At 57.8% G+C, this 19,848-nt stretch carries 17 protein-coding genes and 1 tRNA gene; 11 read left to right on the top strand and 7 right to left on the bottom strand.

What is annotated here, in order from left to right; translation table 11 throughout:
- Positions 1-597: 597 nt before the first annotated feature.
- A complete protein-coding gene (locus AC3B5A_RS00385) occupies positions 598-738 on the top strand; it encodes a hypothetical protein (RefSeq protein ID WP_489797970.1) in 141 nt (46 codons plus the stop codon).
- Between the two features lie 152 nt (positions 739-890).
- Positions 891-2,609, top strand: a complete 1,719-nt coding sequence (locus AC3B5A_RS00390) for an InlB B-repeat-containing protein (protein ID WP_489797971.1) — start codon at positions 891-893, stop codon at positions 2,607-2,609.
- A 610-nt stretch (positions 2,610-3,219) separates the two neighbouring features.
- Here AC3B5A_RS00390 and AC3B5A_RS00395 read toward each other — a convergent pair.
- Positions 3,220-4,065: a patatin-like phospholipase family protein gene (locus tag AC3B5A_RS00395; RefSeq protein ID WP_489797973.1), complete on the bottom strand. Its 846-nt coding sequence runs from the start codon at positions 4,063-4,065 to the stop codon at positions 3,220-3,222.
- Positions 4,066-4,145: 80 nt separating this feature from the next.
- A complete protein-coding gene (gene murI, locus AC3B5A_RS00400) occupies positions 4,146-4,940 on the bottom strand; it encodes a glutamate racemase (protein ID WP_489798466.1) in 795 nt (264 codons plus the stop codon).
- Positions 4,941-5,017: 77 nt separating this feature from the next.
- Here murI and dapF point away from each other — a divergent pair, with 77 nt between their 5' ends.
- Positions 5,018-5,944: a diaminopimelate epimerase gene (gene dapF / locus AC3B5A_RS00405; RefSeq protein ID WP_489797974.1), complete on the top strand. Its 927-nt coding sequence runs from the start codon at positions 5,018-5,020 to the stop codon at positions 5,942-5,944.
- A 117-nt stretch (positions 5,945-6,061) separates the two neighbouring features.
- Here the strand turns inward: dapF and AC3B5A_RS00410 are convergent, their stop codons facing one another.
- Positions 6,062-6,772 carry a vitamin K epoxide reductase family protein gene (locus tag AC3B5A_RS00410; protein ID WP_489797976.1) on the bottom strand — a complete coding sequence of 237 codons (711 nt, stop codon included), beginning with the start codon at positions 6,770-6,772 and terminating at the stop codon, positions 6,062-6,064.
- Between AC3B5A_RS00410 and AC3B5A_RS00415 the strand changes: the two genes are divergently transcribed.
- On the top strand, positions 6,771-7,673 hold the full coding sequence (locus tag AC3B5A_RS00415; protein WP_489797978.1) for a PHP domain-containing protein: 903 nt from the start codon (positions 6,771-6,773) through the stop codon (positions 7,671-7,673). The genes AC3B5A_RS00410 and AC3B5A_RS00415 overlap by 2 nt on opposite strands.
- A gap of 212 nt (positions 7,674-7,885) precedes the next feature.
- Here the strand turns inward: AC3B5A_RS00415 and AC3B5A_RS00420 are convergent, their stop codons facing one another.
- Both AC3B5A_RS00420 and AC3B5A_RS00425 read right to left on the bottom strand, forming a co-directional pair.
- Positions 7,886-8,110: a DUF3107 domain-containing protein gene (locus tag AC3B5A_RS00420; protein WP_489797980.1), complete on the bottom strand. Its 225-nt coding sequence runs from the start codon at positions 8,108-8,110 to the stop codon at positions 7,886-7,888.
- A 90-nt stretch (positions 8,111-8,200) separates the two neighbouring features.
- Positions 8,201-9,850 carry a phosphotransferase gene (locus tag AC3B5A_RS00425; RefSeq protein WP_489798468.1) on the bottom strand — a complete coding sequence of 550 codons (1,650 nt, stop codon included), beginning with the start codon at positions 9,848-9,850 and terminating at the stop codon, positions 8,201-8,203.
- 140 nt (positions 9,851-9,990) lie between these two features.
- Here AC3B5A_RS00425 and AC3B5A_RS00430 point away from each other — a divergent pair, with 140 nt between their 5' ends.
- Positions 9,991-11,502: an ATP-dependent helicase gene (locus AC3B5A_RS00430; RefSeq protein ID WP_489797982.1), complete on the top strand. Its 1,512-nt coding sequence runs from the start codon at positions 9,991-9,993 to the stop codon at positions 11,500-11,502.
- Here AC3B5A_RS00430 and AC3B5A_RS00435 read toward each other — a convergent pair.
- The gene (locus tag AC3B5A_RS00435) at positions 11,474-13,153 is read right to left on the bottom strand and encodes a zinc-dependent metalloprotease (RefSeq protein ID WP_489797984.1); all 1,680 of its coding nucleotides are present in this window, start codon (positions 13,151-13,153) and stop codon (positions 11,474-11,476) included. The two genes, AC3B5A_RS00430 and AC3B5A_RS00435, sit on opposite strands and share 29 nt — an antisense overlap.
- Positions 13,154-13,271: 118 nt before the next feature.
- Between AC3B5A_RS00435 and AC3B5A_RS00440 the strand changes: the two genes are divergently transcribed.
- Together AC3B5A_RS00440 and AC3B5A_RS00445 are read left to right on the top strand one after the other, a co-directional pair.
- Positions 13,272-14,141 (top strand): YlbL family protein, encoded by an 870-nt coding sequence (locus tag AC3B5A_RS00440; protein ID WP_489798469.1) that lies wholly within the window; start codon positions 13,272-13,274, stop codon positions 14,139-14,141.
- A gap of 74 nt (positions 14,142-14,215) precedes the next feature.
- Positions 14,216-14,632 carry a DUF3052 domain-containing protein gene (locus AC3B5A_RS00445; protein WP_489797986.1) on the top strand — a complete coding sequence of 139 codons (417 nt, stop codon included), beginning with the start codon at positions 14,216-14,218 and terminating at the stop codon, positions 14,630-14,632.
- Positions 14,633-14,717: 85 nt separating this feature from the next.
- Here AC3B5A_RS00445 and AC3B5A_RS00450 read toward each other — a convergent pair.
- A tRNA-Val gene (locus AC3B5A_RS00450) sits at positions 14,718-14,791 on the bottom strand.
- A gap of 209 nt (positions 14,792-15,000) precedes the next feature.
- Here AC3B5A_RS00450 and AC3B5A_RS00455 point away from each other — a divergent pair.
- Genes AC3B5A_RS00455 through AC3B5A_RS00470 form a run of 4 tightly spaced genes read left to right on the top strand, consistent with a single transcriptional unit; the run spans position 15,001 to position 19,743 of the window.
- Positions 15,001-16,416, top strand: a complete 1,416-nt coding sequence (locus AC3B5A_RS00455) for a DivIVA domain-containing protein (protein WP_489797988.1) — start codon at positions 15,001-15,003, stop codon at positions 16,414-16,416.
- Between the two features lie 51 nt (positions 16,417-16,467).
- Positions 16,468-18,192: an alpha/beta hydrolase family protein gene (locus AC3B5A_RS00460; RefSeq protein ID WP_489798471.1), complete on the top strand. Its 1,725-nt coding sequence runs from the start codon at positions 16,468-16,470 to the stop codon at positions 18,190-18,192.
- Between the two features lie 34 nt (positions 18,193-18,226).
- On the top strand, positions 18,227-18,949 hold the full coding sequence (recO, locus tag AC3B5A_RS00465) for a DNA repair protein RecO (protein ID WP_489797990.1): 723 nt from the start codon (positions 18,227-18,229) through the stop codon (positions 18,947-18,949).
- Between the two features lie 2 nt (positions 18,950-18,951).
- Positions 18,952-19,743, top strand: a complete 792-nt coding sequence (locus AC3B5A_RS00470) for an isoprenyl transferase (protein ID WP_489797991.1) — start codon at positions 18,952-18,954, stop codon at positions 19,741-19,743.
- The last annotated feature ends 105 nt before the right edge of the window (positions 19,744-19,848 follow it).

Consider the following 19,848-nt stretch of genomic DNA (forward strand, 5'->3'; position numbering starts at 1 on the left):
GTGTGAGTGACGGTTCTGTTGCGTTGCGTACCGGTGAAGCGTATGAATCGTCGCTGAGCGGTGGTGAGCGTCGGTTTTGTTGCATTGCGTGTGATGTGCGCACCCAAACCGTCGCTGAGTAGGTGTGGGTGTCGGTTTTGTTGTGTTTGGTGATTGGGGCTCAACGGAATCGTCGCTGAGCGGTGGTGAGCGTCGGTTCCGTTGCGGTAAGTGTGGAGTGCGCAACGCAACCGTCGCTGTGATGATATGAGTGTCGGTTTGGTTGCGTTGGTGTAGAGAGTGCGCAACGCAACCGTCGCTGAGTGAATATAAGCGTCGTTTTTGTCGCGTTGGGTGCGGTTTGCTGTTTGTGTGAACGACGGTGACTCTGTAAGTTGGTGTTGACGGTTGCGGCGTATGGTTGCGTAATTGCGCTGATATCTTCATGCGTAGATCTGTTGGGAAAATCCTCGTATTGTGCACGTGCATTTAGTTGGTGGATGGTTTCGTATGTAGTTTGGTGAATATATGCGGGTTCTGTTATGCTGTGTGTTGTTTGTATATGACCTGTGGCACATGATGTGGTTTGGTGTGTGCGGCTGAGAATAGGATGTGATTATGGTTCGTATGGGTGCAAAGAGGCGTGCAGTTGCCGCGTCAGCCACTGCTGCGGCGCTGGCTGTGATGCTGGGGATTTCGGCATTTGCTTCGGCCGATGTTGCCGGTGACTCCGCGATTCGCGGGGAGGGGGTAATCTAAATGCCTCTGCAGTCCAACAGCAAACTGAGGTAGCACAACCTCACACTCTCGAGGATGGTGCGAATTCCTCATCTTCTCTTCTTGCGCAGCAGCAAACCAGTAAAGAAGCTGGAACGATAGGCGCAAACAGTGCTTCGAATACTCAGTCGGCTTTGACGGATAAGGACTCGGCTGCAGTTTCTGCGGATGCGCAGGCCAAACAGGACGCTTCCAGCAGCACTACAGATTCCTCTCAAGACATGACGCGGGCGGCTTCATACCCTGACCATCTCGTTAATGGAGATTTCAGCTACCCGAACTATAACACCGATACACAGTGCTGGAACAGATTCTCGATCACCAGTCCCGGTTATGACCGGTGGCATATTCAGTTCGTCACTAATACCGCCGGGAATTATAAGGTTGATTACGGTGATTGCGCCGGTTGGGGATCATATAGTCCAAGCGTGTTTGGCTGGAAGAATGATGTGGCTGGCTTGACTGGTGGCAGCGCGGTGACGTTCGATCTTGACACCGTGCACAACAATCAGGTAGGCGAGCTTGGCATCAGACAAGCCGACGGTGAGATGGGTAACGGCATCATGTACCAAGACATTGCTACGGTTCCTAGGGCGGTCTACCACTGGAGTCTGAAGCATACGTCGGCGTGGAATAAAGATACCTATTCTATGCAAGTGTTGATCGGCGCGCCGAACAAGACAACCGCGCAGCCTGCCACGAGGACGGCCAGTCAAAACGGCAATACCATCGGCGCGACGTCAACCACGATGACTACGCCTACTAAAGGCACGAATGCGCACGATTTGTATTGGGACACCTATGCTGGCGATTATACGGTTCCAGCGGGGCAAACAGTCACGCGCTTCACCTATGCGGCAGTGAACGGATGGAGCGACATTGACGATGTGAACTTCAGCATTGCGTATCCGCTGACGTATAACGCCAACGGGGGAACTGGGCAGAAGCCAACTGACATTGCCAATGGTATCGGCGGTTGTCAGGTATACCACAACGTCGGAGCGGTGACATTGGCGACGGGTGCGAAGGATAGCGATTGCTGGGATGCTTCGATGTTGACGAAGCCTGGTGCACGTTTCTTGGGTTGGAGTGATACGCTGTTGGGGACGGTGAATACTGCTGCCGATTGGAGTTCAGCACAGTCTCATATCAAGACGTCGGTGACGATGGTTTCCCCGGGTGTGACAGTGTATGCGGTGTGGGGTTCGGATAAGACCCTATCGTTTGATGTGAACACGCCAACTGGGCATACTGCTCCTGTAACGCCGACTGCGCAGACTGTAGGGTTCAACTTAGGCACGACAGATCAGTCTGGTTGGACGGTTGGTGACACTACGAAGGTGCCGGGTTATAAGTTTACTGGGTGGAAGACGGCGCAGTCAGGCACTCCTGTCACTGGCTCTGGTGGCCCGTTCGATGGTAATACCACGTACGATTTCACTACACCGATGATGGCTAATGTTGTGGTGTATGCGGGTTGGCAGCCGTTGGCTGCGGATATTACGTATGATCCTAATCCTGGTGATGGCGTGGTAACGGGAACTACTGATCCGACTGTTGGTGTGACTGATGGTAGTGCCACGATTTCGGATAGTGGGTTTGCTCGTCGTGGGTTCCGGTTTAACGGGTGGAATACGAAGGCGGATGGTTCAGGTGTTACGTATTGGCCGGGGCAATCCTATGACAGGCTGCCTGTTGGTGGTGTGACCTTGTATGCCCAATGGGCAACCGTGCAGTATGCTCTCCCGTTTACTGGTGGTCAGGGTATTGCTGTTTCGATCCTGGTGGCGGTCATACTGTTGGGTGTGGCTGCGGTGTTTCGGTGGTGGAAGAACCGTCGCATGGCCCGGTGAGGTATCAGCAGGCTGTCGGCTTAATGCAACGAAATCGTCGCTTATTGAAGGTGAGCGTCGGTTCTGCTGCGTTGTGTGACGGTGGAGTAGCGGAACCATCGTTGAGGTGGTGTGAGTGACGGTTTGGTTGCGTTGAGTGGTGGAGGTGTAACGGAACCGTCGCTGAGACGATGCTAGCGTCGGTTATGTTGCGTTTGGTGCAGGGTGCGCGGCTGAACCGTCGTTGAGGTGGTGTGAGCGACGGGTTTGTTGCGTTGGTATAGAGTCGCAAGTAAACCGTTGCGGGACGAACCTGGGCGACGGTTGTGTTGTGTAAAGTGAGTGGTGAAGCGGCAAAATCGTCGGTGAGACAATGCAGTCGTCGGTTTGGTTGCGTTGGGTATGGAGTATGCAACCAAACCGACGCTGAGTCAGAGTGAGCGACGTTTCTGTTGCGTTTGGTGCAGGGTGCGCGGCTGAACCGTCGCTGAGCTGGTGTGAGTGTCGGTTATGTGCGGTGAGTGGAGTGTACGCGTCGTAACCGACTGTAATGAGTACTAGCAAGGTGCCAATTGGCACCGAGAATTGACGATAATGATAAGCCTGGGTGCGGCCGTCAATTCTCGGTGGCTCACCGCTCCAGGAATGCAGGGATGCGTTCTGCGGCGTCGCGCCCCAGCTGGTACATGCGCTCCAAGCCTTCCAGATTCTTGGACAACGTGTCCAGTCCGCACAGGTCGCTGGGAGCCAGAACGAGCACCTTGTCCTGCGCTTCGTAGCGCTTGGCGAGGTTCACTTCATCGTTGTAGGTTTTGAAGCGCATCTTGAGCTGGTAGGCCGCAGCAGGGTAGGAGTGGTGCAACATTGCGGCAGGAATGGCGTCTTTCTTAGCTTGACGGACGAAATCGTATTCGTGCGTCAAGATGAGAATCACTCGGTCTGCGCCGTCATCGAGCGCTTTCTGCACCGGTACCGGGTCGGCCAGTCCGCCGTCAAAATAGGGCACACCGTTAATCATGTACGCCTTATTGGCCACCGGCACTGCAGAGGATGCCATCATCGTCTCGTAATGATCTTGGCTGATGTCGTCACGCCCAAAGTAAGTGGGGTGGCCGGTGTTCGCGTTGCATGCCACTACGGTGAAGTCGGCAGGATTGTGCTCAAACGCCTCATAGTCGGCTGGATATTCGCCGTCATGATTAGACAGTGTGCCGTAAATGTAGTCGAGATTGACGAAGTTGCGGTCGTGGAAGAAGTTGCTGGGGCTAGCGTACTCCTTGCGGAATGCGTACTGCGTGTAGAACGTATAGGAGCGCCCGGGCTGTTTGCATAAGAAGGTGAAGATGTTGGCGCTACCGGCAGAGATGCCGTACCCGTGGTCGATGGTCAGGCCCAGCTCGGCCATGCGGTCCATGACTCCAACGCCGAATATGGAACGGTAGCCGCCGCCAACATCAATCATTGCGGTTCGTGTCATGAGTTCCTCCAGTTGTCCAGCAGCGGATGCGTATTATACGCTCAGCATACGCGGCGCTGGCGGACATCGGCGACGCGAACTCACCGGTTCAGCAGGTCAAGCGCAAGCTGCTGTTTGGCTGGGCTCGGGTCGGAATTGTGCAGTTCAACCGCACCAAGCTGATGAGCACCGTCTCCCTGCGGAAGAGGCGCCAGCGCGCCTCGCTCCTGCAACAGACTGCGCACTCGCCGTGCAGTGCCTGCGTTGCCGTCGATGATGGCGCAGGTGGAGGGGAGTAGTTCTTGGAAATACTCGCGATAAAACACGAAATGGGTGCAGCCCAAGACCACAGAATCAATAGTATCGAGGTCGTACGCGTCAAAATAGCGGTGCAGCGCCTTCATGACCACGCGCCGGTCGCCAAGCATCCCCTGCTCCACGATTTCCACCAAATCAGGGCACGGCTGGCGGTAAATGGTATGGGTGTCCTCAAAACGGCTCATCAGCGCAGCAAACTTGTGCTCGCGCAACGTCAGGTCAGTGGCAGCTACAATAACCCGCTGCGCTCGCCCCTGGCCCCGATCGCACGCCACTTTGAGCGCCGGTTCCATGCTGATAATAGGGAAGGGGTACGCGGCCCTCAAATCGTCCACCGCAGCAGAAGTGGCGGTGTTACAGGCAATCACGACCGCTTTGACACCCATACGAGCGAATCGTTCCACGATGTCGAAAGACAGCTGCCGCACCTCGCTCGGGCTTTTCGTGCCGTACGGTGCATTGGCGGAGTCGCCGAAATACACGATCCGCTCGGCCGGCATAAGCGAGCGCAGCTCGCGGACTACGGAAATACCGCCCAATCCCGAATCGAACACGCCGATGGGAGCGTCTGCAGTCATACTGTCCCTTCCTGTCATATTCCTTATTGTAGGAGCTGGGCTGTGCTGGCGGCGAACGGCGCGTTAGACTTGGGGGTATGACGATTCCAAGACACATCGTAAAAGCTCACGCCACCGGCAATGATTTCGTGCTCTATGTTGACCCGGATGGCCGCTACGAGCCTGACGCCGACGAGGTGCGCTGCCTGTGCGACCGTCATTTCGGCATCGGTGCCGACGGCCTGATTCGTTTGGCACACCCGTGCGATGTTTCCGATCTTGAAGAATCGGACGTGGAGCGTTGCCAGCAGGCAGGAGCTCAGTGGTTCATGGACTATCGCAACGCTGACGGGTCCATCGCCGAGATGTGCGGCAACGGCACGCGCGCAATCACCCTGTTGGCACAGTGCGAAGGTATTGCGGCCGGGCCTGGAGGCGAGCCGTTCCTGCTGGGCACGCGCGCCGGGGTGAAGACGCTGCGCTCGTTGGGTGAGGCGGTTCCCTACGGTGAGCACGTGTTCGAGGTGTCGGTCGGACGTTGGCAGATCGGCCCGGTGGACGCGCTGCAGGTCTCACTGCCTGGGTTGGAAGGTGTGCGGGCAGGCACCTTCGTCGACATGGGCAACCCGCATGTAGTGGTGGTTTTGGACGGCGCTCGCGGCACACTGCCGGTTGGTGCAGGCGCGTGGCCGGATGTGGAACAGCTTGATTTGTCGCGCGCTCCTACGGTCACGCCCGCGCTGGAGCATGGGCAGAACGTCGAGTTTGTGCGAGTTGACCGGTTGGATGCCAGGCGAGGGGTTGGCGAGGCCACGATGCGCGTCTACGAGCGAGGCTGCGGTGAGACGCTGTCGTGCGGTACCGGCTTGTGCGCCACGGCGGTCACGCTGCGTGCCAAGACGGGAGTGGATCAGTGGGATATCCGCGTGCGCGGCGGGGTGCTGCATGTGGCGGTGAGCGATGATGATGTGAAACTTACCGGGGACGCTTGCCTAGTGGCAAACGTTGAGCCGGAGCAGCTGTAACGTGAGGGGTATCAAGCCCCGTGCGAGTTAGGGCAAGGCCTCACCAAGAAACACAACAGCCGCTGACACGCAATTACAGGAATGCATATCAGCGGCCGTATGCCATGAGGGACTTCGCTATGCGAAGAGCGCTGGGCCTTCGGTGATGACTACGAGTGCCACGATGGCTGCGATCCACAGCACGTCCACCATCCAGTCGTAATGCAGACGGTAGTAGGTGCGCAACCACCCTGCGTTGGCTCCCAGCCCTTGCACGGTGACTGTAGCGTGGCTTAAGGCCATGAACATTACCGTGGTGGCTCCCATCATGAGCATGCACCACGGGCATAGCGCCTTGATGACGAACAAGGACTGGGAGAACAGCCAATAACTGAACAGCAATGCCAGCAGGCCACCGCCCCAAGCGGCGCCGGCGAACCATCGAGGCAACTTGACTTGTGCCAGACCGATTACGGCCACGGTGATGAACACGCTGTAGGCCGCGATGCCGAAGAAGGCGTTCGGAAAGCTCAAACTGCCGATTGTGATGAGTTCGGCTTGCGGTGACTGAGCTACTGAGGAGCAGGAAACCACGGTGTTTACGTCGCAGCTCAATGGGGCGTTGCCGTTGCGTGCCAGCTTCAGTGTTTCTGCAGACAAGGTAAACGCGCTGAGCAGCCCGAGTGCAGCTCCGACCAGCATTACGGCATATGTCCACGTGGAACTGTGCCAGAAGCCGGTAAAAGACTTTGCAGCTGGGACGGCAGAGGCTTCCGGAGCGTTCTCCTTGTTGAGAGCGGGCGCTGTTGACCGCTGCGACGGGTCAGTGGATTGCTGCTTCTTGCTCATGCTTTGGTACGATAGCAGGGTGACACGAATATTGCGATCGACGCCTCCCGCGCACGGCTGGGACCTGCATTGCCATACGGTATACTCCGACGGCACCACCACTCCCGCGGAGTTGGTGAAGCGTGCCCGGGCATGCGGATTGGATGGGGTGGCCATCACCGACCACGACACTGCAGCAGGCTGGGATGAGGCGAGGCGACAGGCGGAAACGTTGCACATGCCGCTGCTATGCGGCTCCGAGATCACAGCTGAATTTGATATTTCTTCTGTGCACATGTTGGCGTATGCGTACAACCCGTGCAGCGAGCACATCGTGCGACTATTTACCAGCACTCGTCAGGCAAGGCTTGAGCGTGCGCAGATTATGGTGGAACACCTGTCCCGCGATTTTCCCATCAGCTGGGAGAGTGTGTTGGAGCAGGCCAAGAAAGGCGATCAGACCACAGTAGGCCGCCCGCACATGGCCGATGCCCTTGTGGCCGCAGGTGTTTACCCGACAAGGTCGGATGCGTTTTCCGGCGCAATTTCAGCCTCGAGCGAATATTACATTCCCACGCCGTCTCCCAGTGCCGTTGAAGTGGTCGAGGCAGTGCGACAAGCAGGAGGGGTGAGCGTGGTGGCGCATCCGGGCGATCACAGCCGCAACGCCACATTGCTGAGCGACGAACAGATACATCGCTTGGCGCTAGCTGGGCTAGGCGGTCTCGAGGTGTGGCACCGGGGCAACAGTAGCGAGCAACGTGCCCGGTTGCTGGAATTGGCGAGGCGCAATGATTTGTTGGTCACCGGAGGCTCGGATTGGCATGGGGAAGGCAAGCCGAATCTTCTGGGGGAGTGTGTTACTGATGACGACACGGTGGCTGAGATTATCAGCCGCAGTGCAGAGCTTGCAACAAGTTGACCATCTTGTGCGGCGCAATGGTGCGTTCAGTCGATTGCATTGATGGTAATCTGCCCTAACAAGATTTTCGGGCAAATCGGGCGGGCAAATCGGATACGTTCTGCGAATAGCGAGTTTGCAATCATCACATAGCGTGCGAGGAGATAACGATAACAAAATTGCCTCGCACGTGAAATTTCAATGTGCGAGGCAATAGTGAGCGGTCAGGTGCTTTAAAGGGCGCCGAACCCTACGGCATGCTTGGTCTCGGAACCGATCATTGCGTAGCCTAATGCTCCGGCGGGTACGATGATGCGACGGCCCTTGTCGTCGAGCAGGCTGATGGGCTTGCCTTCGTTCATCGCTTGCTCCACCGCAGCCTCCACACTCTCGGCGCTGTCCGAAGTGCTGAAGTTAACGGGGCGCGCTACATTCTGAATGCCGAATTCAACGTCCATGTGTGTTTCCTTTTCTGTTAGGCCGCTGCCGGTATCCGCCGGCCGCATATTGGCTTTGTCGTATGATTGTACGCCGTTGCGTACTGGCGTTCACTCTGTCCGCTTATTGTCCGTGGTATCGTCACTGCCTGCCGTATGGTCGAAGGTGATGTCGGAGAAGTGGAAAGAGCTATTGGTGTCATCTTCCGCATCCGGTTCGTTTGACGCTGAGCTTCCCGGCTGCGGTGTCTGGGCGAACTTGCGGCTCTCGTACTCGTCAAGTCCCTCCTGGGCATCACGCAGTGCCTGCTGCTCCTGTTCAAGCTTGGGGATGAACAAGGTGGGAGGCAGACCGCTGTCTCGCGTGGTCTTGTGGGTGGAATGATCGTTGGCTGCGGCAGCGTGCACAGCATTGTCTGGCGCAGGCTGATCGATGGTCTGCGATTCGTTGCCGGCAGACACCGTGCCGGCTGCCATCACAACCGTGGCTGACGACGAGGGATCCGGCATGTCCTTGTAGGAGGGACTGTTCGCCTTGCTGCCAGGGTTTGGCCGCTGCGTGCCCGAAGAGGCCGGACGTTCAGCGCTGAAGGTGTTGTCTTCGTCGAGTGTGTTGTCGGAGACGATGTCCTCGTCATGGGTGTTGTCGTTGTCAAAGGTGTCGTCGCTCACCGGCACATCGTCGAAGGTGTTGTCTTCGTCGAGTGTGTTGTCGGAGACGATGTCCTCATCCTGCGTGTAGTCGCCGTCGAAGGTTTCGTCGGACTGTTCCTGACGGGCTTGCGCCTGCGCCTGTTCGCTGGCCTGACGTCGAGCAGCCTCAGCAGCGGCCTTCGCCTGACGCGCCTCACGCTCCGCGCTGGCCTTGGCCTCATTGCGGTTGGTGAGCACGGTCAGCTCGTGCGCCAGCTTCTCAACCTGTGCCTTGAACTTGGAGATCTGGCGGGAATCGGCGCGGCTGAGAGCCTCGATGAACTCGCCCACCTGTTCCATCTGCATCCACAGGTTGGCTCGCAGCATGATCAGATCATCCACGCGTGAACCCATCATGTGCCCGTAGGCGCTCATCAGCTGGTTGCGGTGCTCTTCGTCCAGTTTGGAGAATATCCAAGCCAGGTCTCGTGCCGGATCGTTCAACTGCATGCTCTGCCAGTTGGTAACCGCGTTGATGGTTGAGCCTGAGAAGACAAAATCGCCATCGTTGAACCCGCCATGTACCAGGCAAGTGGAGAACATCCACAGACCGTCGGTATTGATGACCTTGGCCCAACTGGACGTGATGGCCTGAGGGATGTGTCCTGCCCGTTGCAGACGTTCGATCCATGTGGTGAGCTGGATGCGGATCTCGTCGGTGGTGAACGTCGCGTAGCCGCCCGACTCAAGAAAATCGGGGTTGAGACGGTGAATCGCACCGATGGCGGTGCCGGCGCTGGCACAGTCCTCGAAGGTGAGCAGATCAAGCGAGCGAGATTCGCCGTTGACGTGAGGGGCCACCAGCACAGACTCGTCCCCACCGGGTTCGAACGCGCTGATATCGTCCACAGAGAAACCCAGTCCATTGGGCCCACGGGTCCCCGCCAGTGTCTGGGAGGCTTGCGCACGCTCGGCAAGGCGCTTGCGGCCTTCTTCGCTACGGGCGGCATATACGTCGTAAAAGCGGCCGCGTGTGTCCTGAACCACGGCAAATGCTATGCCTGCGGCCTCATCGGTCTCATTCGTTTGGTGTACGTCGCGCACGCCGGCAACGGCGATGGACGGCATCGCGGCCGAGGCTAGTGCTGCCAACGTAAGCTTGCTCTGTAAAGTCGTCACACCCCTACAGTAATACAGTGCACCCCCGTGAGGAAATTTTCGGCCAGCCGTCCAAAAAATTTGGGGCATGCGACTGCCACAATGGAACCATGACCACCTCGACCTTGCCCCATGACGACGCCGAAGCCCTGCTGGAGGGCCTTGACGACTCCCAGCGAGCCGCCGCGACCGAGTTGGAAGGGCCGGTGCGCATCATCGCCGGTGCCGGTGCAGGCAAAACCCGTACGGTCACCAGGCGCATCGCCTACGCCTGCGCCACGGGGGCATGGGATCCGAGCCGCACACTCGCGGTGACGTTCTCGGTGAAAGCGGCAGACGAGATGCGTCGACGTCTCGAAAACCTTGGTGTGGACGGGTCGATCACCGCAGCCACCTTCCACTCTGCGGCCCTGCATCAACTGCGTCGCGTCTGGCAGCAAATCAGCGAAGCGCCGTTCCCGCGTCTTGTGGAGAACGCACAGGAGGTGATGCACCGGGCACTCAAGCGGTTCGACGACCCGGATCGTTTCGGTGACAGCGAAGTGAGGGATCTCATGGCGCAGATCGACTGGGCGAAAGTGTCTTTGGTGGCACCCGACGACTATGTCAGAGTGTGCGCCGCAACCCATCGTGAGCCGCCTGCCGGACTAGAGGCAGCGGAATTTGCTGATATATACACGGCGTACGAGCAGGAGAAGACCTCGCGAGGTGAGATGGATTTCAATGACATTTTGCTCATGGTCTGTCATGTGCTTGACCGGTTCCCCGAGGCCGCTGCTTCCATACGTTCCTCCATCGGTTGGCTCACCGTTGATGAATACCAAGATGTATCGCCTCTGCAGCACCGGCTTATGACGTTATGGCTGAACGGCAACACCAACGTATGCGTGGTGGGGGATCCGGCACAGACCATCTATTCGTTCGCCGGAGCCAGTAGCTACGATTTGCTGGGGTTCGCCGATGAATTCGCACCGTTGAGCGCCGACATCAATTTGGGCATCGACTACCGTTCCACGGCAGCAATCGTTTCCAGCGCCAACAAAGTACTGGAGAAAGCCCCAAACCGCCAGGATTATCTTCGTCTCAAAGCAGTGAGAGCTGGTGGCAGGAAAGTGCTACGAACTGTGTACGACAACGACGTGCAAGAAGCGCAAGACGTGGCTCATCGTATTGTAAAACTGGTGGAATCGGGCGCCGATGTGGCTGATTGCGCGGTATTGACCCGCATCAACGCGCAACAGCAGGTGGTGTGTCGAGCGCTTAGGGCGGCAGGTCTGAACTACAGGATGAGACGCGACGGAGCCGCACAAAGCTCCGTATTGGAAGACGATAACGAATCGCGGCGCGCGGCGTTGGAGGCATTGGGCCTGCGCGCCGCCGGAGCGGTGACGGTCTCGACGATTCACGCTTCGAAGGGTTTGGAGTTCAAGCATGTCTTCCTTATCGGTTGCTCGGAAGGCCTGCTGCCGTACGGATCACCTGCTGAGGGCGACGCTTTGGAAGAGGAGCGGAGGCTGCTCTACGTGGGAGTGACCCGTGCCGAGGACACGCTGCACATCTCTTACGCGCGCAGCAAGGACGGCACCGGTTCGCTCACTCGTTCGCCGAGTCGGTTCCTGTAGGTTCCTGCCCCTGCCCGCCGTTTGCAGCTGGACGGTTTGTGCCGTCTGAAGCATCATCGTCGCTCGCTGTGTCTATTTCGCCGGAGCTGTCAGGTGCGCCGGCTCCGGAATCTGTGCTGTTTGCCTGTGCAGAACCGCCCTCATCTGAGTCGTTGTGATTGGTACCGCCTTGATCGGCTGCTCCCATATCGCTTTCGCGCAGTAGCTTGGCGAGTTCGGCATCCCAATCTATGGTGCCGTGTTCAGTATCGGCGCTCGCCGAGGATTCGCTCTGCCGCTCCGGGGAAGGAGTGTTTGTGGGATGTTCTGCAGAGGCATCCTGTGCGTCGATGCGTGGAGTCGAATCGTCGATTTGGGGCAGCAGATCGGGGTGGGACCAAGCGTGATCTCGTCCCTGCACTCCTTGCTCGGCAGTAAGGCGTTCCCACAAAGCAGCGGCCTCACGCATACGCTTGGGCTTAAGTTTCAAGCCCAGCAGGGAGGAGAAAGTATGTTCGGTGGGGCCTCCGACCGCACGCTCGCGACGTGCCATCTCACGCAGCTGCTCGATATGCGGAATATGGGCCATGCCGGCATGCCAGGTAACGCAGTCAACCCAGCCTTCGACCTGATCCAGCAGATTTTCCAGCGCTCGCAGGGCTTCCTGCTGTTCCGGGGTATCGGGAATGGCTACTTTGGAAAGATCCACGGCTCCGGAGAGAGATTCAGGATCCATGCTAGTGGCATCGCGCAACTGCTCCTCTACGGCATCCAGATCGATATCGACACCACGGGCATATTTTCCGATAAGCGCCTTGAAACGAGGCATGAGCCAGGGCACGTTTGCGAAGAGCCTTGCATGTGCAGCTTCCTCAAGTGCCACATATGCCAGAACCTCCGCTTTGTCGATACCCAAATCGTCCGCATAAGCGAAGACGTTTTGAGCCACAATCGCACCGGCGGGATTGTTCTGCAAGGCGATACCTTGATCGAAACTGCCGTGTACCTCATGGCTGATTTCTCCCGCCGAGTTTCCTAGTTGCATGGCGAATGCGGTACTGCCCAGCATCTTGACAAGACTCGCAGGATCTTTCATGTTGTCAGGTATGGAAATGGGGATGGGTCCGGCAAAGACTCCTGAGATCTCGCCCGAGTCTCCTAAACGGTCGGTCATCACTTCAGCCAGTGCGTCGTTGGTTGCCTGTGCCACCGGGCTGGCGATATCCACCCAAGCGTCCAACGTGGAGCTCACCCAGTCGGCACGGGTCTGTACCTGCACCTCCCCGTGTGCAGGGTCGATGTCGCAGGTGGTGTCAAGCCACAGGTTTGCTTCGCTCATCGCCTGGCGCACCTCCTGTGCGTTCTCGGCGCTTACGATTTTCTCACTCGACTCGTCGTTGGCCTGCGCTGTGGCGATGGAAGAGGCCAACTTGGCGTTGATGGAGCCGCCTTGCATCGCATCGGTCATGTCTCCGACTGTGCTGAATCCTTGTGAGGTGAACGCCTGCATCATGGCCTGCACTTCGGAGGGACGGGGGAGTTTGGATACATCCTGGCTGAACAGCTGGTCGCGCACCACAGAAGGCATGGATTGAATCTGATTCCATACCAACTCTCCCTGCACGGGGCCAAAGCTTTCAACGATCCACTGGTGGATTGCATTCTCATCCATCGTTTGCTCCTCGGGTTGCAACTCGTCGTAACTGAATCACGACCAATCTTATTGGTTCGCATGGTCTTCCGCCCCGCGCGATGTTGGTGGCAGCGGGTCATAGAATAACCGAGTGAAGATTCGTAACGCACCAAGTAACAAGCCTGATTCCAAGGCATCGGCTTCCGGCAACAGGCGTAGGCGCAACACAGGTCTGCATGTGGGATCGTGGTGTGTGATGCTCTGCCTGCTGGCCATGCTTGTTCCCAGCCCGTACGTCATCAAATCTCCAGGACCGACCCAGGATGTGCTCGGTACCGTTGACGGCACTGAGGTGATTGCCCTGGACGGGGTGAAAGCACACAAATCTCGTGGCAAACTGCTGATGGTCACCGTCAGTGTTGAAGGGGTTCCCGGATATGTGGTGCCCGTGTCCAGAGTTATTCCTGCGTTGGCTGACAGCAATCAGGAAGTCGTACCGAGTGAGGCTGTGTTCCCGGTGGGTCAAAGTGCCAAGGAGTATCAGCATGAGTCCGACTCGCAGATGAGCGGATCCCAGGATGAGGCTTCGAAGGCTGCACTGGCATATGCAAAGCAGCGAGGGATAGATGTGGAGGGAGCGAAAATAACCCTGCACAGCAAGGATGTGGGAGGCCCGTCGGCCGGCATGATGTACGCGCTCGGCGTGTTGTCCAAGCTCACGCCTCGCGATGAGACCGGAGGGCGTGTCATTGCCGGCACCGGTACCATAGACGAAGCTGGAACGGTTGGGAAGATCGGCGGTATCACGCTGAAAATGCAGGGTGCCAAACGTGACGGCGCCACATGGTTCATTGCTCCTGCGGGAGACTGCGGGGAAGTGGTAGGTCATGTGCCGCAAGGGTTGCGCGATGTGAAGGTAGCGACGCTTGACGATGCGTACCGTGCGCTCGAAGCCATTGGACAGGGGCGTGGCGAATCACTGCCACACTGCTCGGCCAGTGGTGCGGGGCGGAGCTCTCAACGCTAGCCTTACAACGTTGCTGCACAGCGTATTTCGACAAAACGTGACGCAGTTCGCAGCCGTTTGCTACTATGAGCCACGTGAATGAAACGGCATCTCAAAACGCTGAAGAATTCGGTTTTCGCGAAGGCGACATTGTCCAGGAGTGGCTCTGGGACGATGACGTTGACGACTCCGTGCGTGCGAAGATTGAAACGTTGACAGGCGAAGACCTTGTTGATGAAGATTACGACTCCACAGTTGACGGGGCTATCATCTGGTGGCGCGACGGCGATGATGAAGATGGTCTGAGCGACACCATTGTGGATGCGTATGCGGTGATTGGAGATGACGGTCCTATGTGGCTGATTACCCCCAAGCCTGGTCGTTCAGGGTCCGCGAATCCCAACATAGTGCAGTCTGCGACCAAGACCGCCGGCATGAATGCCGCCACACCGCTCACTGTGGCACCGGATTGGAACGGAATACGGCTGCGTCCTTTCGGCAAAGGCCGCTGAGATGAATGAAGCCCCGACATGCTTACACGCCTGTCGGGGCTTCATTCATAGTGAAATACTTGCATTTCAAGTGTTTAAAGAGATGTGGGCGATGAGGGATTCGAACCCCCGACATCCACCGTGTAAAGGTGGCGCTCTAACCAGCTGAGCTAATCGCCCGCAATCGTACATGCTTCATATGTTCGCGTTGCAGATTCATACTGTAGCGCACCGTGCGGTCAACTTCAGTGAATCGTTGCCGCGGCAGGGCGGAACACGCGCGCATAACCGGTGTGTGCAGCTGCTGTAGTTTGGTTTTTCTCGTTGATGCGTCTGTGCGCTCGCGTAAACTTGACGCAGTCAACGATTACCTTGAGGAGGCAAATCCTATGGCCGAGGAAACCGAGACTGGTCAGAAAATGCCCGGGATTGCCCGTGTCGGCAGTCGCAAGCGCGGGTATGACGTGGATCAGGTGGACGCGTTCCTGGACAGGGCGCATGCCATGTACGACAGCGACCGCATGCCGCTGACGCTCAACGATATCCAAAACGCCGCCTTCCATTTGGTCAACGGAGGCTACGCTATCGGCCAGGTCGATGCCGCCCTGGCTCGTTTGGGCCGTGCCGTTGCAGACAAGCAGACCGCACGTGAACTCAATGAGCAGGGGAACGAGGGATGGAAGGCACGCACCCGGCATCTGTACCGCGTGGTGGAGAACCATGCTGAGCGTCCTGCCAAGCACCGTTTCGCCAGGGGCGAGCGGAAACGTATCTCCTATGATGTCAAGCAAGTCGATCAGCTCGTCAACATGGTGGTCGATAAGATCGCCCTGGGATTGGGCATGGACGATGACATCAAGCAATCCAAAAAGTTGGATAATCTTAGTTCCACCAGCGTGTCGAATTCTATTTTTACCCAGCGTAAAGGTTCGCGCGGCTACGATCAGCGTCAGGTCGATTACTTTCTGAGCTACTGTGTGGACCTGCTCAACCGCATTGAGTCCTACAACCGTCTGGATGGCTATCAGCAAAGTGTCGGTTCTGCCGGTGCTTTCGATGGCGCGCCTTCTGCTCCCGTGCCGGTTGCTGCAGTACCAGCGCCGATGCCAAACAGCGCTGCGGACGAGCAGTACGCCAATGGTTTCGACTATGCGTCTGGCGGGCAGCTTGAGGACGATTCACGTGATGAATTTGCTGAGCCGTTCAATGCTGGTTCCAGCGTTTCGAATTTCGGGTTCGACGATGATTTTGGTGATTCGGCGGTAGATGATTCGGTTGTTGAACCGCGCAATGCGTATGAGCAGCACAGCGCTTATGAACCGGTTGCGACTGCATATGAGCCGGAACCGATGGATGTTCCTGCGGCACCGCCTGCACCGGATTTTTCGCAGTCGGCGCAGGTAGCACCGAGTGCAAGTCAGATGTCTGACTATCCAGCTCCTCCTGTCTCAGCTCCCGTTCCGGCTCCTGCTGCTTTCAGTGCGACGGAATCATTCGCCCCCAGTGTTCCTCCGGCTCCGGCACCCTCGTCGTTTGATGGAGCTCCGGTGCCCCCGCAGCCAGTGGAAAGCGACGTTCCGGCTCCTGCCGCAGCCAGCCCCTCGCTTGCTGCCCTGGCGAGTATGGGCCAACAGGCAAATGCCCCGGCCCCCGCTGCCCCTCCCGCACCTCAGTTCGATGGCAAATCCGCAGATGCCGGAGCACATTATGACGATGCTCTCTATGAGGACGAACAGAGCGACATGGGCATTCCCAATGTCACGTTCCCCGGGCTGAGCAATGGCGGCAACGGGTATCGTTTCTGATTATGCGGGCGGGGTGACGTCCCCTAGGTTGGTGTGAGTTTGAGTGATGTGATGAACGGTGCCGAGCAGCCGGACGAGAAGGCTGAGCGTGCCGAGCGCCCCAAGGCATGGACGTTCGGCAAGCGTATGCTTGCCACGCTGCCCATCTTCGTGATTATGCTGGGACTGCTGGTTTCCATATCAGGTGCCACAGCGACCTCATGGAACAAGGAGCCGACCGATCAGCGCATCGAAACGTTGACGCCCGACACCAGCGTGCACTTCGACAACCCACAAGGTGTGCACTTGAACAGGAAAGGCGACTACGAGGTAACGAGCCGGCATATCACAATCGATGCCAAGCAGCCTTCGACCGGTGCGGTGCAACGTATCAACGTCAACATTCGCGAGCCGAAGGGTGCGCCCAAAGGCATGCCGGGTCTGGTGTTCTTGCATGGCGCCGGCTATGGTACGTGTGACAACTCGTTTGGTGACGTGGCCACTGATTTTTCCTCGGCCGGTTTCGTGACGGCGGTGCTCGACAAACCGGTATGGAATACCAACGACCTGACCCGAGACTATCCGGGGTCGGCGGTCGCCTACGACCAGGTGGTCGACTACGTACGCGGTCTGCCTGGCGTCAATCCCGACAACATCGGTCTGTATGCCACTTCGGAGAGCACATGGATCTCGCCGTATGTCATCAAGCAAGACAAGCGTATTGCCTTCCAACTGCTGCTGAGCCCTATGGTTTACCAGCCTAGGCTTTCGCTCGGTTTCTTTGTCTCCCAAGACTTCTCTCTGGTCGGTGCCAATGATGGATACCAGTCGATTGTGCGCCGTCTGTTCCACATTGATGCAGATATGTTCGGCATGCATAATCTGGACGTACCGGTGGATTTGCCGGAGGCATATTCGGTTCCCACCATGGTCATGTATGGCGCCAAAGATGTGATGACCGCGCAGGTGCAAGGCGCTGAACACATCTTCGATTCCGCACATAAAGCAGGAAACCAGAATGTGACCGTACGCAGCTACCCTGTGGCCAACCATGTGCTGCGTCTGGGAGACGAGGCGGAAGCCGGCACTCCGTTCGCCGACGAGTATGAGCGTGATATCACTGACTGGACGGTCGGCACCTTAGCCGGACTGCATGAGACGAGCGAGCGTGTGGCGGGGGTGACCATCCACCAGTCCACGGCGGTGCCAACCGAATTGCATGCCGACAGACCGCTGACGGTGTACGGATGCATTGTGCATGTTGCCATGTTGGTGCTGTTGGCAGTGGCCATAGTACTTTCGTTGGTCGCTTTGGTGATGAAGGCTGTGCGATGGTTGCGTCGTGACAAGCGCCGTGTGTTCGGGTTCCGGCATGGCTTCGGCAGTGAACTGCTGGCCATCACGGTCACCACATTCGCCACGTTTATACTGTTCGGAGCCGGTTTGGGTCAAGTCATCATGGCGCTGGTCAAGCTTGGTTGGGGAGGCGCACCCGATGAAGATCCGGGCATGATGCATTGGAGCTGGCCGGTAGTGCAGATTATTGCCGTGGTCATGGTCTGGGCGTGGGCGCGAGTCGTGGCACGTCTTGTGGAATTGACGCAGACCGGCAGGGTGCGTTTGCCGTTCTCCAAGACGAAGCAAGGTTTATCCCTGCAGACTGCGCAGCCGTCATCGGTGAAGAACGAACCGGCACTGGCTACCACCCGATTCGGCAGAATCTTCTTCTGGGTGGTGGCGGCGGCCATGCTGCAGATGCTGCTGGTCTTCGCTTTCTGGGGGCTGTTCATCTACTAGATCGGTAGGAAACCGGCACGGAGAGGAGACGGCCGTGGCATTGTATCGTGACGAAGGCGTGGTGCTGCGCACGGTCAAACTAGGCGAGGCCGACCGCATCATTACGCTCATGACGCGCAACCATGGCAAGATTCGTGCTGTGGCCAAAGGGGTGCGTCGTGTCAAATCACGTTTCGGCGGTCGTCTTGAACCGTTCATGCGCTGCGACCTGCTGGTGGCTCAGGGACGCTCGCTCGACGTGATTTCCCAAGCATCCTCGATTTCGGCTTATGCCAGCACGGTATGTGCGGACTATGAATCCTATGGTGCGGCCAGCGCCATGGTCGAGGTGGTCGACAAGCTGGTGTCCAACGAAGACGAACCGGCTCAAGCTCAGTATCTGTTGCTCATTTCTGCCTTGCATGCGCTGGAGCTGAACCGGCACCAAGCGTCGAGCGTCGGCTATTCGTATGCGTTGCGAGCCTTGGCCTTGGCTGGGTGGACGCCGCGTCTGGACTCGTGTGTGGTGTGTTCCACACGTGACGACCTGGGGTATTTCTCTTCGGAAGCGGGCGGTGTGATGTGCTCTGTACATCACACCCGGCAGTCCAGACCCATCGGTTTGGAAGGGCGTGAGCTGCTCGAGGCGTTGCTTGAAGGCGATTGGTCGGTGCTTGACCGGACTGTTCCAGATCAGCAGACATGCCGGTTTGTGGAGGAATGGTGCGAATATTACCTGGAACGCCCCATCCGTTCTTGGCAGTTGTTACATTCATAGGTATGGCTTTTGAACAAGTGGACTATCAGTCGTTGAGTGTTCCTGCGGCACCATTCTCCGACCCTGACATCATTCCTGATTTCCCGAAAGGCTCCGTGCCCCGTCATGTCGGTGTCATCATGGACGGCAATGGACGTTGGGCGCAGAACCGCGGATTGGCGCGCACCAACGGGCATCAGGCTTCCGAACCCGTGGTGTTCGACACCATCGCCGGTGCCATCGAGGCCGGTGTGCGGTATCTGAGCCTGTACACCTTCTCCACCGAGAACTGGAAGCGCAGCCCACAGGAGGTTCGCTTCCTTATGGGATTCTCCCGAGATATCATCCATCGCCGTGTAGCGCAGATGGACGAGTGGGGCGTGCGTGTGCGTTGGAGCGGCAGACGTCCCAAATTGTGGAAGTCGGTAATCGACGAGTTGGAAACCGCGATGGAACGCACGCGCCATAACACGACCATTGATGTGGTGTTCTGCATCAACTATGGAGGCCGTGCGGAGATCGCGGATGCGTGCGCGCAAATCGCCCGTGAGGTACGCGACGGTGAGATCAGCGGAGATCGCGTCACCGAGAAGATGATTGCCCAGCACCTGTACAATCCGGACATCCCCGATTGCGATTTGATGATACGCACCTCGGGGGAGCAGCGCACGTCGAACTTCCTGCCATGGGAGGCGGCGTATGCCGAGTTGGATTTCGCTCCCGAACTGTTCCCGGAATACGGCCGTGAGCCGTTGTGGCGCTCCATCGACCATTACGTGCACCGAGACCGCAGATTCGGCGGTGTGAAGAAGTAGCCCCGTCGGCTTGCCGCGAGTGCGGGAAACACGGCAGGAGAACTCTGCCGGATGGCTCAATCGGCGGTTTTGGCTGTCAGTAACTGCTACTAGCATGGCGCTATA

The organism is Bifidobacterium sp. ESL1133, assembly GCF_058107325.1.

Coding starts and splice junctions, on each gene's coding strand:
- AC3B5A_RS00395 (WP_489797973.1), bottom strand. CDS start 4,065: ATGACACGAACCGCAATGATTGATGTTGGCGGCGGCTACCGTTCCATA.
- AC3B5A_RS00385 (WP_489797970.1), top strand. CDS start 598: ATGGTTCGTATGGGTGCAAAGAGGCGTGCAGTTGCCGCGTCAGCCACT.
- AC3B5A_RS00470 (WP_489797991.1), top strand. CDS start 18,952: ATGGCTTTTGAACAAGTGGACTATCAGTCGTTGAGTGTTCCTGCGGCA.
- AC3B5A_RS00430 (WP_489797982.1), top strand. CDS start 9,991: ATGACCACCTCGACCTTGCCCCATGACGACGCCGAAGCCCTGCTGGAG.
- AC3B5A_RS00425 (WP_489798468.1), bottom strand. CDS start 9,850: ATGCCGTCCATCGCCGTTGCCGGCGTGCGCGACGTACACCAAACGAAT.
- AC3B5A_RS00420 (WP_489797980.1), bottom strand. CDS start 8,110: ATGGACGTTGAATTCGGCATTCAGAATGTAGCGCGCCCCGTTAACTTC.
- AC3B5A_RS00435 (WP_489797984.1), bottom strand. CDS start 13,153: ATGGATGAGAATGCAATCCACCAGTGGATCGTTGAAAGCTTTGGCCCC.
- AC3B5A_RS00460 (WP_489798471.1), top strand. CDS start 16,468: ATGAACGGTGCCGAGCAGCCGGACGAGAAGGCTGAGCGTGCCGAGCGC.
- AC3B5A_RS00455 (WP_489797988.1), top strand. CDS start 15,001: ATGGCCGAGGAAACCGAGACTGGTCAGAAAATGCCCGGGATTGCCCGT.
- dapF (WP_489797974.1), top strand. CDS start 5,018: ATGACGATTCCAAGACACATCGTAAAAGCTCACGCCACCGGCAATGAT.
- AC3B5A_RS00410 (WP_489797976.1), bottom strand. CDS start 6,772: ATGAGCAAGAAGCAGCAATCCACTGACCCGTCGCAGCGGTCAACAGCG.
- murI (WP_489798466.1), bottom strand. CDS start 4,940: ATGACTGCAGACGCTCCCATCGGCGTGTTCGATTCGGGATTGGGCGGT.
- AC3B5A_RS00415 (WP_489797978.1), top strand. CDS start 6,771: ATGCTTTGGTACGATAGCAGGGTGACACGAATATTGCGATCGACGCCT.